We start from the raw sequence: 16132 nt of genomic DNA, 5'->3' as shown, positions 1-16132 counted from the left end.
TCGGCCGGTGGAGAAGGCGGGCGCCGGTCAGGCGGTGCCCTCTTCCGCCTGGTCGCGCAGGAAGTTGCTCACCTGGTGGGCCAGGCCTTCCCGCACCCCGCTCGTGTGGGCGCCGACGGGCTCCTCGACCAGCCCGATGCCGCCGGCCCACAGCCGGCGGTCGGCCCACTCCTCGTCGACCCGCAGCTGGATCTGCACGTCGACCTGGCTCAGGCAGGCCTCCGGCCCGGCCGCGTACAGCACGGCAGTGGCCCGGCGCAGGGGGTAGACGTCGAAGCCCTCGATGAACTGCGAGTTGCGCCAGTCGATGAACGCGGCCTCGCCGTCGGGACCGAGCCGGACGTCGATCTGGCCGTCCTCGAGGTGGATGGTGGAGTGTCGGCTGCCGCGGTTCTCGACGGTCACGCGAACGCTGAAGTACGTAAGCCCCTCGGCCGCGTCGTCCCGTCCGCGCGGCGGCTCGGCGGCTTCCAGGCGGTGGACGCGCAGACGCAGGCCGGCATGCTCGTCGTACTCCTGCCAGTCCCCGACCACGTTCGGCTCGTACACAGTCCACCTCTCGACCTCAGAGAGCTGCTTCCTATCTGTGCGCTCAGTGCACTGTCAAATGAGCAGAATGCGCTGTGGCCAGCGAATTCACCCCCTTTGATCAGTGATCAAGCCGTGCGCAGGAAGAACTGGGCGGACGGGCGTGACAGGCGTGCACGCGCGCGTGCCGCACATCACGTTCCCGAGCATGATCAGCGAGCCAGGCGGCCGAGGAGCGAGGAGGCCGCGGTGATGCCGAGCGCGGCGGCCACGAACAGCACTCCGAAGTCCTGGCCCAGGTGTGCGGGGGTGCCGAGGAGGAGGCCGCGCAGCGCGTCGACTTGGTGGCTCAGGGGGTTGATCTTGCTGATGGCCTGGAGCCAGCCCGGCATGATGGAAACCGGGTAGAGGGCGTTGGAGCCGAAGAACAGCGGCATCGTGATGGCCTGCCCGATTCCCATGAGGCGGTCGCGGCTGAGGACGATGCCGGCGATGGTCATCGACAGGCAGGAGAAGAAGGCGGATCCGAGGATCACGACCGCTGCGACACCGAGCAGTTTCAGCGGGTTCCAGGTGAGCGCCACCCCGAGGAGGGTGGCGATGACGATGACGACCACGGCTTGGATCAGGGACTTCACCCCGGCCGCGAACGCCTTGCCGGTGATCAGTGCCGAGCGCGGAGTCGGCGTGACCAGCAGCTTGTTGAGGATGCCGGCGTCCCGCTCCCAGATGATCTGGATGCCGTAGAAGATGGCGATGAACATCGCGGACTGGGCGATGATGCCGGGCGCCAGGTAGTCGACGTAGGGGATGCCGCCGGTGGGTATCGCCTTGATCCGGGTGAAGGTCTGACCGAAGATCAGCAGCCACAGGGCCGGTTGGACGGCCCGGGTGTAGAGCTCGGTGCGGTCGTGGCGCAGCTTCTGCAGTTCGACGGCGCACATCGCCACCACCCGGGCGGGCAGCAGCCGCCAGCCCGCGCGGGGCTGGGGCGGCCGTAGAAGCAGGTCGATGCCGTCTGCGCGGGTGGGGTCAGCCGACACGGTGCGCGGTGCGGCGGGTGCTTCGGACATCGCGGAAATCTCCTGCCTGGTCGTCGAGACCGCTGCCCGCGACGTCACGGAAGACGTCCTCCAGTGTGGGCAGCGGGGCCGTGGCGGCCGCGCCCGCGGCGCGCCGGCGCTCGCCGAGCCCCTCCCTGAGCTCGTCCGGGGTGCCGAGGGCCCGGATACGGCCGCGGTGCATCAGGGCGATCCGGTCGCAGTACTGGTCGGCCTCGTCCATGTAGTGGGTGGTCACCAGCACGGTCATGCCGGTGGCGTCGCGTACGGCGTTGATGTGTTCCCACACGTCGGTGCGGGCGATCGGGTCGAGGCCGATGGTCGGCTCGTCGAGGATCAGCAGCCGGGGCGCGCTGACCAGCGCCTGCGCGAGTTCGAGCCGGCGGACCATGCCGCCGGAGTAGGTGGAGGCCAGCCGGTCGGCGGCATCGGTGAGGTCGACGGCTCTCAGGGCCTGGCCGACGCGTTCGGCGCGTTCGCCGCGGGGGACGTCGAAGACGCGGGCGAACAGGGCGACGTTCTCGCGGCCGGTGAGGCCCGAGTCGGCGGACAGCTGCTGCGGCACGTAGCCCAGCAGGCGGCGTACGGCCATCCTGTCCTTGGCCGCGTCGTGGCCGAAGACACGGACCATCCCGGCGGGGACGGGCAGCAGCGTGGTGATGCAGCGGATCGCGGTCGTCTTCCCGGCTCCGTTGGGGCCGAGCAGTCCGAAGACCTCGCCCTCCCCCACCGACAGTTCGAGTCCGTCGACCGCGTTGGTCTCACCGAAGGCGTAGGCGAGTCCGGTGCAGGTGACGGCCTCCCGCCCGGTGTCCTGCTGCCCGGTCTCGTCCTGCCCGGTGTCAGCGTCCCGTGTCATGACTCCTCGGCCTCCTCGTGCAGGTTGTCGGCCAGCTTGCGCAGGGCCGGGATCGCGGTGCGCAGGGCCTCCCGGTCCGTTTCGTCGAGGCGGGACAGCCCGCCTCGTACGAGTTCGGCGCGCCGTTTGCGCCATTCACTGAGCCGGGCCTCGGCCGCGGGGGTCGGCATCAGCCGGGCGGCACGCCGGTCGGCCGGGTCGGTCTCGCGGACCAGATAGCCCTGCCGGGACAACTGGTTGACCAGCGTCGACACCGAATTCCCGGCCAGATGCAGGTCCTTGGCGGCGTCGGAGATGCCGATGCCGGGCCGGGTCACGACCAGGCGCAGCAGTTCGACCTCGGCGCCGCGCAGCTGCGGGGCGATCTGAGGGCGCAGGCGGCGCCGGAGGAGCCGCTGGACGCCGATGAGGGCGTCGATCAGCTCGTCCGGGAAGGGTTCCGGTTCCACGTGAGGAGATTACCTCTGTAGCAGAGGTAACTAACCCAAGGGACGGTCAAGCACACAGGCGGTACCGTTATGTACCGGTTTGTTTTGGACGTGCCGACCCCGGGCATCTGCACTACGTGCTTCGGACAGGAGGCACGTCCGTGGGAGCCGGTCGGGCCCCGGATGTCCTCTGCAGGTCCTCGCCCGCGTCTCCCACGGTGTCTGTCCCCTCAGCACCGGCTCACGGAGGTGCGCGCGATGCGTGTCACCAGCGGCAGGACGAAACCCCACCCGCACGACGACGCCCCCGACACCGCCGAGGCCTTCGAGCGGCTGGCGCGGCTGCCCGACGGGCCAGGGCGCAGGCAGCTCCGCGACGAAGTGGTCCAGGCCTGGTTGCCCATGGCCGAACGGATTGCCGTCCGCTACAAGGGGCGCGGGGAGTCCCTCGAGGACCTCTACCAGGTCGCGGCACTCGGACTGGTCAAGGCCGTCGACCACTACGACCCGACGCGCGGCCACGCCTTCGAGGCGTACGCGGTGCCGACCGTCACCGGAGAGATCAAGCGGCACTTCCGCGACCACATGTGGACGCTGCACGTACCGCGCCGGGTCCAGGACCTGCGCAACAGGGTGCGGCAGTCGGCGAAGGAGCTGTCCCAGACGACCTCGGGCCGGGTACCGACCGTCACCGAGATCGCCCGGCACGCGCACCTGAGCGAGGCGGAGGTGCGCGCCGGGATGGAAGCCCTGGAGTGCTTCTCCGCACTGTCGCTGGACGCCGAGATGCCCGGCGCCGACGGGTTCGCCCTGGCCGACGCGATCGGCGGCCCCGATCCGGCCTACGACGTGGTCGTCGACCGGGTGGCGGTCGGGCCCTGCCTCCAGGCACTCCCGGAGCGGGAGCGCACCATCCTGTATCTCCGCTTCTTCGGGGGGATGACGCAGAGCCGTATCGCGCAGCAGCTCGGTATCTCGCAGATGCACGTCTCCCGCCTGCTCAGCGGCTGCTTCGCCCAGCTGCGCGAGGAACTGCTCGCGGAGACCGGCTGAGCCACGGCGGCGTCCGGCCCCGTCGCCTCACCGCTCCGGTGGGGCCTCGGGAATCTGCGTGGGGCCGTAGCGGTCCAGGGCGTCTTCCAGTTCGGCACCGATCTCCGGGGGCATCGCCCCGTTGCGCCCCCAGATGAGGACGAGCTCCGCGACATTGCGGAGCTTCACGTTCGTGTGCTGGGAGACGTCCTTCAGCACCGCCCATCCCTCGTCCGGCGTCACCCGGCCCAACGCGACCATCATCCCGATCGCCTGGTCCACGACGGCGTGCGAGACGACGGCTTCCTTCAGCTGATCGACTTCTTCCTGCAGCGCGAAGATGCGATCCGTCTCGTCGGCAGGTTCGTGAGGTACCGGTGCCACTCATCCATAGTGGCACTCACTCTGCCCGCTGCCACCGGGTGGCGAAGGGGCACGGCACCCGTTTCGGCCCCACGCTGGGGGTACTCGACAAGCGCATGGAGCGGTTCCGGTTGGACACTGGTACGAAATCCGGTGGCTGCCGGTGGAAGAGACCAGGACGTGACACTGCCATGAATCACGACACCTCACGCCCGCACGGCACGACGCACGTCGTCTCCTCGCACTCCGTGTTCGGGGCCCCGTGCTGGGTGAGCCTGACCAGCCGCGACGTCGACGCCACCGAGAACTTCTACCGGGCCGTGCTGGGCTGGGAGTGGCGGTCCGCAAAGCTGGGCGACCGCTTCCGGATGGCGCTGGCGAACGGGACACCCGTGGCCGGCATCGCCGCCGTCGCCGACATGTGGCAGATGGCGGTGGCGTGGACGCCGTACTTCGCCGTCAGCAGCGCCGACGAGGCCGTGGCGCGGGCCCAGGAGCGGGGCGGGACGGCCGCGGTCGGCCCGATCTCCTTCCCGCCCGGGCGGGCGGCGCTGCTGGGCGACCGGGACGGGGCGACCTTCGGCATCTGGGAGGGATCGCTCGTCGTCGACTGGGAGAAGTGGCGCCACTCCGCCCCCACCTTCATCAGGCTGCACACGCGTGACGCCTTCGACGCCGCGATCTTCTACGGCGAGGTGCTGGAGTGGGCGTCCGAACGGCCCGGCGCCTGCGAGGTCCACTACGAAGGCGGCGAGGTGGTGCTGCGCAGCCAGGGCGACATCGTGGCGCGCATCGAGTCCGGCGCCCTGGGGGCGGCCCCCGACCCCACCATCCGGCCGCACTGGCAGGTCCACTTCGCGGTCGCGGACGTGGCGGCCTGTGTACGGGCCGCGGAACTGCACGGCGGCAGCGTCCTGTCGAAGGGCAGCGACGAGGCCGTGCTGCGCGACGCCGACGGCGCACAGTTCACGGTCACCTCGCGCCGCGAGCGCTGAGAGCGCCGAGCGCGCTCAGAGCCCGTGGCACCTCTGCGGTCGGATCAGCGCGCGGCCTCCGGGGCCCTGCATGCAGGGGCGAAGCCGAGCGTGCGGTCGCGAGGCCGCGCGAGTGAAGCCGAACGTGGGCGCGGGTGCCACGCCTCGGCCGCCCGCCCGGAGAGACGGCCGAGGCTCTGACAGCCCGGAACTCAGGCGGCCGTGCGGGCGGGGCGAGTGAGCAGGACCAGGCTGCGTGCCTCGACCGTCATAGCGCTGCCGGCCTTGTGCTCCGTCTCGTCGGGTGCGCCCTGCGGGACGGCGGTGTCGATCAGCGTCGTCCAGCGTTCGCCATGGGTGACGTCCGGCAGTCGGAACTCCACCGGCTCCCAGTAGCTGTTGAGCAGGAGCAGGAACGAGTCGTCCACCACGGGGCGGCCGCACGCGTCGGGTTCCGCTATGGCGTCGCCGTTCAGGAAGACGCCGACGGAGTGCGCGTCGGAGCGCTGCCAGTCCTCCTCCGTCATCTCCCGCGCGTCCGGCGCCAGCCACACCAGGTCGGGCAATGGCTGGCGCGGGTGCGTCGCGGTCTCGCCACGGAAGAACCGGCGGCGGCGCAGGACGGGATGGGCGGCGCGCAGACCGATGACGTACCGCGCGAAGTCCGCGAGGTCACGCTGTTCCTCGGTCAACCGCCAGTCGATCCAGGAGACTTCGTTGTCCTGGCAGTAGGCGTTGTTGTTGCCACCCTGGGTGCGCCCCAGTTCGTCGCCGTGGCTCAGCATCGGGATGCCCTGCGAGAGCAGCAGGGTGGCCAGGAAGTTGCGCTGCTGGCGGGCGCGCAGCTCCAGCACCCGCGGCTCGTCGGTCTCGCCCTCGGCGCCGCAGTTCCACGAGCGGTTGACGCTCTCGCCGTCCCGGTTGCCCTCGCCGTTGGCCTCGTTGTGCTTGTCGTTGTACGAGACCAGGTCGCGCAGGGTGAAGCCGTCGTGCGCGGTGACGAAGTTGACGCTGGCGCGGGGGCGGCGCCGGCTGTGCTGGTAGAGGTCGGAGGAGCCGGTCAGCCGGGAGGCGAACTCGCCGAGCGTGTGCTCGCCGGCCCGCCAGAAGTCCCTCACTGCATCGCGGTACTTGCCGTTCCACTCCGACCACAGCGGCGGGAAGTTGCCCACCTGGTAGCCGCCCTCCCCCACGTCCCACGGCTCCGCGATCAGCTTGACCCTGCTGATCACCGGGTCCTGCTGGATCAGGTCGAAGAACGCCGACAGCCGGTCCACCTCGTGGAACTGCCGCGCCAGCGTGGCCGCGAGGTCGAAGCGGAAGCCGTCGACGTGCATCTCGGTGACCCAGTACCGCAGCGAGTCCATGATCAGTTGCAGCACGTAGGGGTGCCGCATCAGCAGGCTGTTGCCGGTGCCGGTGGTGTCGTAGTAGTGGCGCCAGTCGCCGTCCACCAGACGGTAGTACGAGGCGTTGTCGATGCCGCGGAAGGAGAGGGTGGGGCCCTTCTCGTTGCCCTCGGCGGTGTGGTTGTAGACGACGTCCAGGATCACTTCGAGCCCGGCCGCGTGCAGCGCCTTCACCATCGACTTGAACTCGGTGACCTGCTGGCCGAGGGTGCCGTGGGCGGCGTAGGCGTTGTGCGGGGCGAAGAAGCCGATCGTGTTGTAGCCCCAGTAGTTGGACAGGCCGCGGTCGAGCAGCACACCGTCCTGCACGTACTGGTGCACCGGCATCAGCTCCACCGCCGTCACGCCCAGCTCGGTCAGGTGCTCGACGACCGCGGGGTGCGCGAGTCCGGCATACGTACCGCGGAGTTCGGGCGGGACGTCGGGGTGGCTGCGCGTCAGGCCCCGTACATGGGCCTCGTAGATGACGCTGTCGGCGTACGACTGCCGCGGCGGCCGGTCGTCGCCCCAGTCGAAGGCGGGATCGGTGACCACGCCGAGCATGGTGTGTCCGGAGCTGTCGGACCGGGACCGGCCGCTCGGTGAACGCTCGAAGAGGGAGGCGTGGTTGTCCACCTGCCCGTCCACCGCCCTGGTGTACGGGTCGAGGAGCAGCTTCGCCGGATTGCAGCGGTGGCCCAGTTCCGGGTGCCAGGGCCCGTGCACCCGGTAGCCGTAGCGCTGCCCCGGTCCGACGTCCGGCAGATAGCAGTGCCAGACGAAGCCGTCGACCTCGGTCACCGGGATGCCGTGCTCGGTGCCCTTGTCGTCGACGAGGACGAGTTCGACGCGTTCGGCGACCTCGCTGAAAAGGGCGAAGTTGGTGCCCTTGCCGTCGAAGGCGGCACCCAACGGGTAGGGGTGCCCGCTCCAGACGGGCACCCCTGCCGTTGCCTTGCGGCGACGCTTCGCGGTCACCGGGCGTCCTCCAGGAGGCCGTCCGGATCGCGCAGTTGAGCGGCCAGCACCGCGGCCCGCGTCTCGCGTGGCACTTGGAGCACCTCGCGCAGATCCGGCTCGGGCGCCACGGGCACCAGGGGCATGCGCTCGCCGGCCCGGGCCCGTTGCGAGAACCAGATGACCTTGCTGCCCGTGTCCGTGGCGCAGCACCCCCAGCCGTCGCTCATCGCGGCGATCCGCTCCAGGCAGGCGCGCAGGTCCAGGTCCGGGCGCAGGTCGCAGTCGTTCTCCCCCACGGCGGTGATCAGATGCTGTCCGTTCCACCACATCTCGATCGACGTGTTCTTGTCCGTCGCGTGCTCGTCGATGGCCTTCAGCAGCAGCTCGGCACCGTGACAGACGGGCTCGACCAGGGTCTCGAGGTCCCAGAGCCGGAGGTGTGCGCCCAGAATGCGCTGAACCTGGCCGATCCGTTCCGGACTGACCTCGACGTCGAGGTGGTAGTAGCAGGGCACTGCGGTCTTCATCGTCGTTGGCTCCTCACCGGCGAAGCTCCCGCTCCTCCTCGCCCCTGTGGGACGAGCCCCGTATGCAAAGCGTGAGCGTTGATCGCTCCTGAGTCACCTCAAGAGTGGGAGCGCTACGCCATTCGTGCAACACGAGCGCACACCCGGGGTGACGACAGCCCGCCGGGGGTAGTTGAAGATCCAACAAGACGCTGGGTCGTCACACGTGCACCATGTGTGAAGACCTCGAATGCCCGTAACGGATCCGTGCGTGCCCACGCGCGGCCGCCGCCCGACGGTCGGGAGACGTGCGATCGAGCCCCGGAAAGTGAAGAGCCTCATGCTGCTACCGGCCAAAGCCGAGGTGGCCCGCCAACTGCGGCGGTACCGGGCGTGGGAACGCGTCATGCTCGCGTCTCCCGCCGACCGCGCTGTGCGGGCCACGTTCGAGGACTCGGGCTACACGTTGTGCGTGTTGATGGGCAAGCGCTGTGCCCGCGAGGCCGCGGACGCCGCCGAGCGCTATCTGCGGTCGACCCTGGGCTCCTACCTCCGGGAGCAGGACGAGCGCCCCCGAACGGGTGCCGGCGACCGGCGCGGTCCGCCGGAGCCGCACCGGCATGTGGCCGCGGAGCGGTAACCCCTCCGGGGCGCAGCTTGTATCCCCGACCGGGCCGAACGGCCCGGTCTCCAGCACGGTGGAGGTGAGACCCATGAGTTCGATTCCGGCCATCGGCCGCATCCCGGTGCGGGACGTCCACCCGGCGGTGGACTGCGGAAGGCGCCCGGCCAAGGCGGTCGCGGGCGAAACCTTCGAGGTCACCGCGACCGTGTTCCGCGAGGGCCACGACGCGGTCGCCGCCAACGTCGTCCTGACCGATCCCGAGGGGCAGCACGGCCCGTGGACACCGATGCGGGAACTCTCCCCCGGCTCCGACCGCTGGGGCGCCGAGGTCACGCCCACCTCCATGGGCAACTGGACGTACCGGGTGGAGGCCTGGAGCGACCCGGTGGGCACATGGCGGCGGCACGCCCGCATCAAGATCCCGGCCGGCATCGACACCGGCCTGGTCCTGGAGGAGGGCGGCGACCTCCATGAGCGGCTGGCCGCCGGCGTTCCCGAGGGCCCAGGACGTGCGGCGGTCCTGGCGGCCGCGGTCACGTTGCGCGACGACTCACTGCCCGTTGCCACCCGGTTGGCGGCGGCGTTGACGCCGGAGGTGGACACGGTCCTGGCCCGGCACCCCCTGCGTGAGTTCGTCACCGCCTCGCAGACCCTGCCGCTGCTGGTGGAACGCGAACGCGCCCTGTACGGCGCCTGGTACGAGTTCTTCCCCCGCTCCGAAGGCACCCCCACCCAGCCGCACGGCACGTTCCGCACCGCCGCCCGCCGACTGCCCGCCATCGCCGCCATGGGCTTCGACGTGCTCTACCTGCCGCCCATCCACCCCATCGGCACCACCTTCCGCAAGGGCCGCAACAACACCCTCTCCGCCGGCCCCGACGACGTCGGCGTGCCCTGGGCCATCGGCTCCCCCGAAGGCGGCCACGACAGCGTCCACCCCCAGCTCGGCACGATCGAGGACTTCACCTGGTTCGTCCAACAGGCCGGCGCCCTCGGCCTGGAGGTGGCACTGGACTTCGCCCTGCAGTGCTCCCCCGACCACCCCTGGGTGCAGAAACACCCCGAGTGGTTCCACCACCGCCCCGACGGCACCATCGCCTACGCCGAGAACCCGCCGAAGAAGTACCAGGACATCTACCCGATCGCCTTCGACGCCGACCTCGACGGCCTGATCACCGAAACCCTGCGGGTCCTGCGGCTGTGGATGAGCCACGGCGTGCGCATCTTCCGCGTCGACAACCCGCACACCAAACCGGTCCTGTTCTGGCAGCGGGTGATCGCCGACATCAACGCCACCGACCCCGACGTCATCTTCCTGGCCGAGGCCTTCACCCGCCCCGCGATGATGCACACCCTCGGCCAGATCGGCTTCCAGCAGTCCTACACCTACTACACCTGGCGCACCGCCAAGCAGGAACTGACCGCATACCTGCAGGAGCTCTCGGGCGAGGCGGCCGCCTACATGCGGCCCAACTTCTTCGTCAACACCCCCGACATCCTGCACGAGTTCCTCCAGCGCGGCGGCCGCCCCGCCTTCGAACTGCGCGCCGTCCTGGCCGCCACCCTCTCCCCCGCCTGGGGCATCTACTCCGGCTACGAACTGTGCGAGAACACCCCCATCAGGGACGGCAGCGAGGAATACCTCGACTCCGAGAAATACCAACTCAAGCCCCGCGACTGGGAGTCGGCCGAACGCCAAGGCCACACCATCACCCCCCTCATCACCAAACTCAACACCGTCCGGCGGCGCCATCCGGCCCTCCAGCGGCTCAGGAACCTCCGGTTCCACCCCACCGACAACGACATGGTCATCGCGTACAGCAAGACCACGGGCCAGGACACGGTCCTCGTCGTCGTGAACCTCGACCCTCACCACACCCAGGAGGCCACGGTCTCGTTGGACATGCCGCAACTCGGCCTGGAGTGGCACGCATTCATGTCCGCGCACGACGAACTGACGGGTGAGACCTATCACTGGGGCAGGACCAACTATGTGCGCCTGGATCCCGCGCGGGCCCCGGCACATGTGCTCCACATCCAGCAGTCGTCCGCGTAGCCACCGATCGGAGAGTCAGAGCGTCATGACTGTCAACCAGCCCGTCCCGGACACCTTCGAGGACACTCCCGTCAAGGACCGGGACCCGGAGTGGTTCAAGCGTGCGGTCTTCTACGAGGTCCTGGTCCGTTCCTTCCAGGACAGCAACGGCGACGGCGTGGGCGACCTCAAGGGCATCACCGCCAAGCTCGACTATCTGCAGTGGCTGGGCGTCGACTGCCTCTGGCTGCCGCCCTTCTTCAAGTCACCGCTGAGGGACGGCGGTTACGACGTCTCGGACTACACGGCCGTACTCCCGGAGTTCGGTGACCTCGCCGACTTCGTGGAGTTCGTCGACGCCGCCCACCAGCGCGGCATGCGCGTCATCATCGACTTCGTCATGAACCACACCAGCGACCAGCACCCGTGGTTCCAGGAGTCGAGAAAAGACCCCGACGGGCCCTACGGCGACTACTACATGTGGGCCGACGACGACAAACAATATGCCGACGCCCGGATCATCTTCGTCGACACCGAGGCCTCCAACTGGACCTTCGACCCCGTCCGGGGGCAGTACTACTTCCACCGCTTCTTCTCCCACCAGCCCGACCTCAACTACGAGAACCCGGCGGTGCAGGAGGAGATCCTGGCCGCCCTCCGCTTCTGGCTGGACCTGGGCATCGACGGCTTCCGCCTCGACGCCGTGCCCTACCTGTACGCGGCCGAGGGCACCAACTGCGAGAACCTGCCCGCCACCCACGCGTTCCTCAGACGCGTCCGCCTCGAGATCGACGCGATGTATCCGGACACGGTGCTGTTGGCGGAGGCAAACCAGTGGCCGGAGGACGTCGTCGACTACTTCGGCGACTACCAGAGCGGCGGCGACGAATGCCACATGGCATTCCACTTCCCGGTCATGCCACGGATCTTCATGGCCGTACGACGGGAATCCCGCTACCCCGTCTCGGAAATCCTCGCCAAGACCCCGGCCATTCCCTCCAGCTGCCAGTGGGGCATCTTCCTGCGCAACCACGACGAGCTGACCCTCGAAATGGTCACCGACGAGGAACGCGACTACATGTGGGCCGAATACGCGAAGGACCCGCGTATGCGCGCCAACATCGGCATCCGCCGCCGGCTCGCACCCCTCCTCGACAACGACGAGAACCAGATCGAGTTGTTCACCGCCCTGCTGCTCTCTCTGCCCGGCTCGCCGATCCTCTACTACGGCGACGAGATCGGCATGGGCGACAACATCTGGCTCGGCGACCGCGACGCCGTACGCACGCCGATGCAGTGGACTCCCGACCGGAATGCGGGCTTCTCGTCCTGCGATCCGGGGCGCCTCTCCCTGCCGCCGATCATGGACCCGGTCTACGGCTACCAGGTGACGAACGTCGAGGCCTCCATGTCCGACCCGTCCTCGCTGCTGCACTGGACCCGCCGGATGATCGAGATCCGCAAGCAGAACCCGGCCTTCGGCCTCGGTTCCTTCACGGAACTCCAGTCCTCCAACCCGGCGGTCCTGGCCTTCCTGCGCGAGTACGGCGACGACCTGGTGCTGTGCGTGAACAACTTCTCCCGCTTCGCTCAGCCCACCGAGCTCGACCTGCGGGCCTACGACGGGCGCCACCCCGTCGAGCTCATCGGCGGGGTGCGCTTCCCGGCCATCGGTGAGCTGCCGTACCTGCTGACCCTCGCCGGCCACGGCTTCTACTGGTTCCGGCTCACCCGCGTCGCATCCCGCATCGGCCGACGATCCTGAGCGCGAGCCGAGGAAAGGAGGGTCACCATGCCGAAGACCGCATCGCTCCGCCCCAGACGCAGCGTCGCCACGGGGCCCATGGCCTCGCTCTCCGGGCTGCTGCGCGAGTGGCTGCCGCGGCAGCGCTGGTTCGCCGGCAAGGACCGGCCCGTCACGGACCTCAACCTGCTGTCCATGACCGAGCTGTTCCCGGGCTGTCTGCATCTGCTGGTGCATGCGGGTCACTCCGGGGTCCCCGCGCCCAGCGGCGCCACGCCGGCCGGTGACTGCTACCAACTGCTGCTCGGCGTCCGCAAACACCTGTCGCCGAGGCTCGGACGGGCCCTGATCGGCAGGGCGGAAGTCGGTCCGCTGGCCGGTCTGACGGTGTACGACGCACTGCAGGACCCCCGTTCGGCGCAGATGCTCCTGGAGCGGCTGCGGCGCCCCGGTGCGGCGGGTCCCCTGCGCTTCGAGGCCGACCCGTCCGTGCCGGTGCCCGCCGGTCTGGTGCCGCGCGTACTGGAGGCCGAGCAGTCCAACTCCTCGCTGGTGTACGGCGACGAGTTCATCCTGAAGGTCTTCCGGCGCATCCAGCCCGGCGTCAACCCGGACCTCGAGGTGCCGAGTGCGCTGGCCCGGCTGGGCTGCGGCCGGGTGCCCGCACCCGTGGCGTGGTTCCGTACGACACATCCGCAGGAAGCGACGCTCGGCGTGCTGCAGCCGTTCCTGCCCGACGCCGCCGACGGCTGGACGCTTGCCCTGCAGGCGCTCGCCTCCGGGGAGGACTTCACCGTGCAGGCCCACGCGTTGGGCCGGGCCACCGCGGAGGTGCATCTCGCGCTGGGCGCCGCCTTCCCCGCCGGGGCCCACGACGAGAACGGGCGGACTGCGGCGGCGATGACCGAGCGCCTGGACGCCGCGGCGCACTGCGTACCGGCGCTGCGCCCCTACGTGCCCGGGCTGCGGACCGCCTTCGGCGCGCTGGTCGCCTGCGATGCCGGGCCGCCCGCCCAGCGCATCCACGGCGACCTGCACCTGGGTCAGGTGCTGCGGGCGGGCCGGGACTGGTTCGTCATCGACTTCGAGGGCGAGCCGTCCCGCCCGCTCGCCGAACGCCGCAGCGCCCAGTCCCCGGTGCGGGACATCGCGGGCATGCTGCGCTCCTTCGACTACGCCGCCCGGCAGCGCCGTCCCTGGCGCCCGGAGTGGGCGCGCCGCTGCCGCGAGGCCTACTGCGCGGGTTATGCGGACCGGGCCGGCTGGGACCCGCGCAAGAAGCACGGTCTGCTGCGTGCCTATGAAACCGATCGAGCCGTGTACGAGGTCCTGTACGAAGCCCGGCACCGTCCGGACTGGCTCCCCGTACCGATGGCGGCGATCGAACGTCTCGCCGTAAGAGGAGGCTGAAGCCGTGGCCCTGCGTGACACCTCGCTCCCCGAGCCGTCCGGTCCGCTCGTGGCCGGCTGCGGGACCGCCCCTGCCCTGGACCCCGGCGAACGCGAACGTCTGCTCTCCGGCCGACATCACGATCCGCACGCGCTGCTGGGCGCCCACCCGGTGCCGGGCGGCATCGCCTTCCGCACCCTGCGGCCGTACGCCCGCGCCGTGAGCGTCGTCGTCGACGGTAAACCGCGCTTGCTGACGTCGGAAGGCGACGGCCTGTTCACCGGCACGCTGCCCCTCGACGCGATCCCCGAGTACACGCTGCGGGTCAGGTACGCCGACGGTGAGCACGAGACGGCGGACCCGTACCGCTTTCTGCCCGCTCTCGGTGAACTCGACCTCCATCTCATCGGCGAGGGCCGGCACGAGCAGCTGTGGAAGGCGCTCGGCGCCGAGCCGATGACCCACCACGGTGTGACCGGTACCCGGTTCACCGTGTGGGCGCCGAACGCCCAAGGGGTCCGGGTCGCCGGGGAGTTCACCTGCTGGGACGGGACGGCGCTGCCCATGCGGTCCCTGGGGTCGTCCGGGGTGTGGGAGCTGTTCGTGCCCGGCATCGGCGAGGGCGCACGCTACAAGTTCGAGGTCACGTCCCGCTACGGCGGCCGTTTCCTCAAGGCCGACCCCATGGCCCGCCGCACGGAGGTGCCGCCCGCGACGGCCTCCGTGGTGACGGCCTCGCACTACGAGTGGGGCGACGCGGAGTGGATGGCACACCGTGGCGACACCCCGGTGCACGAGGCACCGCTCTCTGTGTACGAGGTCCATCTCCTGTCCTGGCACCCTGGGCTGACGTACCGTCAACTCGCCGACCAGCTGCCGGCGTACGTGAAGGACCTCGGCTTCACGCACGTCGAGTTGATGCCGGTCGCCGAGCACCCCTTCGGTCCTTCCTGGGGGTACCAGGTCACCTCCTACTACGCGCCGACCTCACGGCTCGGCCCGCCCGACGATCTCCGGTACCTGATCGACGCCCTGCACCAGGCCGGCATCGGCGTGATCATGGACTGGGTGCCCGCCCACTTCCCCAAGGACGACTGGGCGTTGGCGCGTTTCGACGGGGACCCGCTGTACGAACCGGGAGACGAGCGGCGCGCCGAGCATCCGGACTGGGGAACCTACGAATTCGACTTCGGCCGTATCGAGGTCCGCAACTTCCTTGTGGCGAACGCCGTTTACTGGTGCGAGGAGTTCCACATCGACGGCCTGCGGGTCGACGCCGTGGCCTCCATGCTCTACCTGGACTACTCGCGTGACTCGGGTCAGTGGTCGCCCAACGTGCACGGAGGGCGCGAGGACCTGGACGCGGTGGCGTTCCTGCAGGAGATGAACGCGACCGTGTACCGGCGGGCACCCGGTGTGGTGACCATCGCCGAGGAGTCGACCGCGTGGGACGGGGTGACGCGCCCCACCGACAGCGGCGGCCTGGGCTTCGGGCTGAAGTGGAACATGGGCTGGATGCACGACTCGCTCGGCTACATGGAGCACGAGCCGGTGCACCGCAAGTACCACCACAACGAGATGACCTTCTCGATGGTGTACGCCTACAGCGAGAACTACATCCTGCCCATCTCGCACGACGAAGTGGTACACGGCAAGCAGGCGTTGGTGTCGAAGATGCCGGGCGACTGGTGGCAGCAGCGCGCCGACCACCGGGCGTACCTGGGCTTCATGTGGGCCCACCCCGGCAAGCAACTCCTCTTCATGGGCCAGGAGTTCGCCCAGGGCGCGGAATGGTCCCAGGCCCACGGCCCGGACTGGTGGCTCCTCGACCCGGCCTACAGCGCCGAGGCCGACCACCGCGGGGTCAGGGACCTGGTCCGCGACCTCAACACCGTCTACCGCCACACCCCCGCGCTGTGGCAGCAGGACACCCGACCCCGAGGATTCCAGTGGGTGATGGGGGACGCCGCCGAGGACAACGTCTTCGCGTTCCTGCGGTTCGCCAAGGACGGCGCGCCGCTGCTCGCGGTCTCCAACTTCTCCCCCGTGGTCCGCAACGACTACCGCCTCTGGTCGCCCGACTCCGTGCCCGCCTGGCGGGAGGCCCTCAACACCGACGCCGCGCGCTACGGCGGTGGCGACGTCACCAACCCGGACGACCTCAAGGTGGAGGAGGGAAGGATCACGCTCACCCTGCCGCCGCTCGCCACGGTCTGGCTGACCCCGTTGCGCTGACCGG

At 69.8% G+C, this 16132-nt stretch carries 14 protein-coding genes; 7 read left to right on the top strand and 7 right to left on the bottom strand.

Annotation, left to right across the window (positions count from 1 at the left end):
• Nucleotides 1-27: 27 nt before the first annotated feature.
• The 4 genes from OG303_RS46680 to OG303_RS46665 form a co-directional block, all read right to left on the bottom strand.
• Complete coding sequence (locus OG303_RS46680) at nucleotides 28-549, bottom strand: hypothetical protein (protein WP_405876123.1); 522 nt, start codon at nucleotides 547-549, stop codon at nucleotides 28-30.
• Between the two features lie 191 nt (nucleotides 550-740).
• Nucleotides 741-1601: an ABC transporter permease gene (locus tag OG303_RS46675; protein ID WP_405876122.1), complete on the bottom strand. Its 861-nt coding sequence runs from the start codon at nucleotides 1599-1601 to the stop codon at nucleotides 741-743.
• Nucleotides 1561-2448 carry an ABC transporter ATP-binding protein gene (locus OG303_RS46670; protein ID WP_405876121.1) on the bottom strand — a complete coding sequence of 296 codons (888 nt, stop codon included), beginning with the start codon at nucleotides 2446-2448 and terminating at the stop codon, nucleotides 1561-1563. Before OG303_RS46670 ends, OG303_RS46675 begins: the two co-directional genes overlap by 41 nt.
• The gene (locus tag OG303_RS46665) at nucleotides 2445-2897 is read right to left on the bottom strand and encodes a MarR family winged helix-turn-helix transcriptional regulator (RefSeq protein WP_405876120.1); all 453 of its coding nucleotides are present in this window, start codon (nucleotides 2895-2897) and stop codon (nucleotides 2445-2447) included. Before OG303_RS46665 ends, OG303_RS46670 begins: the two co-directional genes overlap by 4 nt.
• Nucleotides 2898-3134: 237 nt before the next feature.
• Between OG303_RS46665 and OG303_RS46660 the strand changes: the two genes are divergently transcribed.
• The gene (locus tag OG303_RS46660) at nucleotides 3135-3929 is read left to right on the top strand and encodes a SigB/SigF/SigG family RNA polymerase sigma factor (RefSeq protein WP_405876119.1); all 795 of its coding nucleotides are present in this window, start codon (nucleotides 3135-3137) and stop codon (nucleotides 3927-3929) included.
• Nucleotides 3930-3956: 27 nt separating this feature from the next.
• On the opposite strand, the gene OG303_RS46655 is transcribed toward OG303_RS46660, so the two are convergent.
• Nucleotides 3957-4292, bottom strand: a complete 336-nt coding sequence (locus OG303_RS46655) for an ANTAR domain-containing protein (RefSeq protein ID WP_405876118.1) — start codon at nucleotides 4290-4292, stop codon at nucleotides 3957-3959.
• Nucleotides 4293-4462: 170 nt separating this feature from the next.
• Here OG303_RS46655 and OG303_RS46650 point away from each other — a divergent pair, with 170 nt between their 5' ends.
• On the top strand, nucleotides 4463-5266 hold the full coding sequence (locus OG303_RS46650) for a VOC family protein (protein WP_405876117.1): 804 nt from the start codon (nucleotides 4463-4465) through the stop codon (nucleotides 5264-5266).
• Between the two features lie 191 nt (nucleotides 5267-5457).
• Here OG303_RS46650 and glgX read toward each other — a convergent pair whose 3' ends face one another.
• Nucleotides 5458-7575, bottom strand: coding sequence for a glycogen debranching protein GlgX (glgX, locus tag OG303_RS46645; protein WP_405877812.1), 2118 nt, complete (start codon nucleotides 7573-7575; stop codon nucleotides 5458-5460).
• A 32-nt stretch (nucleotides 7576-7607) separates the two neighbouring features.
• On the bottom strand, nucleotides 7608-8120 hold the full coding sequence (locus tag OG303_RS46640) for a pep a2 (RefSeq protein ID WP_405876116.1): 513 nt from the start codon (nucleotides 8118-8120) through the stop codon (nucleotides 7608-7610).
• Nucleotides 8121-8439: 319 nt separating this feature from the next.
• Here OG303_RS46640 and OG303_RS46635 point away from each other — a divergent pair, with 319 nt between their 5' ends.
• The 5 genes from OG303_RS46635 (at nucleotide 8440) to glgB (ending at nucleotide 16128) form a co-directional block, all read left to right on the top strand.
• Nucleotides 8440-8739 carry a DUF5133 domain-containing protein gene (locus OG303_RS46635; RefSeq protein ID WP_405876115.1) on the top strand — a complete coding sequence of 100 codons (300 nt, stop codon included), beginning with the start codon at nucleotides 8440-8442 and terminating at the stop codon, nucleotides 8737-8739.
• Between the two features lie 73 nt (nucleotides 8740-8812).
• Nucleotides 8813-10780 carry an alpha-1,4-glucan--maltose-1-phosphate maltosyltransferase gene (locus OG303_RS46630; protein WP_405876114.1) on the top strand — a complete coding sequence of 656 codons (1968 nt, stop codon included), beginning with the start codon at nucleotides 8813-8815 and terminating at the stop codon, nucleotides 10778-10780.
• Between the two features lie 25 nt (nucleotides 10781-10805).
• Nucleotides 10806-12524, top strand: a complete 1719-nt coding sequence (gene treS / locus OG303_RS46625) for a maltose alpha-D-glucosyltransferase (RefSeq protein ID WP_405876113.1) — start codon at nucleotides 10806-10808, stop codon at nucleotides 12522-12524.
• Between the two features lie 27 nt (nucleotides 12525-12551).
• Complete coding sequence (locus tag OG303_RS46620; RefSeq protein WP_405876112.1) at nucleotides 12552-13913, top strand: maltokinase N-terminal cap-like domain-containing protein; 1362 nt, start codon at nucleotides 12552-12554, stop codon at nucleotides 13911-13913.
• A 4-nt stretch (nucleotides 13914-13917) separates the two neighbouring features.
• Complete coding sequence (glgB, locus tag OG303_RS46615; protein WP_405876111.1) at nucleotides 13918-16128, top strand: 1,4-alpha-glucan branching enzyme; 2211 nt, start codon at nucleotides 13918-13920, stop codon at nucleotides 16126-16128.
• Nucleotides 16129-16132: the final 4 nt, after the last annotated feature.

It is taken from the genome of Streptomyces sp. NBC_00005 (assembly GCF_045160215.1).
In the GTDB taxonomy this organism is placed as follows: domain Bacteria; phylum Actinomycetota; class Actinomycetes; order Streptomycetales; family Streptomycetaceae; genus Streptomyces.
Note: the sequence above shows the minus strand (reverse complement) of the source record. Positions and strands in the feature narration are given on the sequence as shown.

Coding starts and splice junctions, on each gene's coding strand:
- OG303_RS46675 (WP_405876122.1), bottom strand. CDS start 1,601: ATGTCCGAAGCACCCGCCGCACCGCGCACCGTGTCGGCTGACCCCACC.
- OG303_RS46670 (WP_405876121.1), bottom strand. CDS start 2,448: ATGACACGGGACGCTGACACCGGGCAGGACGAGACCGGGCAGCAGGAC.
- OG303_RS46660 (WP_405876119.1), top strand. CDS start 3,135: ATGCGTGTCACCAGCGGCAGGACGAAACCCCACCCGCACGACGACGCC.
- OG303_RS46650 (WP_405876117.1), top strand. CDS start 4,463: ATGAATCACGACACCTCACGCCCGCACGGCACGACGCACGTCGTCTCC.
- OG303_RS46640 (WP_405876116.1), bottom strand. CDS start 8,120: ATGAAGACCGCAGTGCCCTGCTACTACCACCTCGACGTCGAGGTCAGT.
- OG303_RS46635 (WP_405876115.1), top strand. CDS start 8,440: ATGCTGCTACCGGCCAAAGCCGAGGTGGCCCGCCAACTGCGGCGGTAC.
- OG303_RS46630 (WP_405876114.1), top strand. CDS start 8,813: ATGAGTTCGATTCCGGCCATCGGCCGCATCCCGGTGCGGGACGTCCAC.
- treS (WP_405876113.1), top strand. CDS start 10,806: ATGACTGTCAACCAGCCCGTCCCGGACACCTTCGAGGACACTCCCGTC.
- OG303_RS46620 (WP_405876112.1), top strand. CDS start 12,552: ATGCCGAAGACCGCATCGCTCCGCCCCAGACGCAGCGTCGCCACGGGG.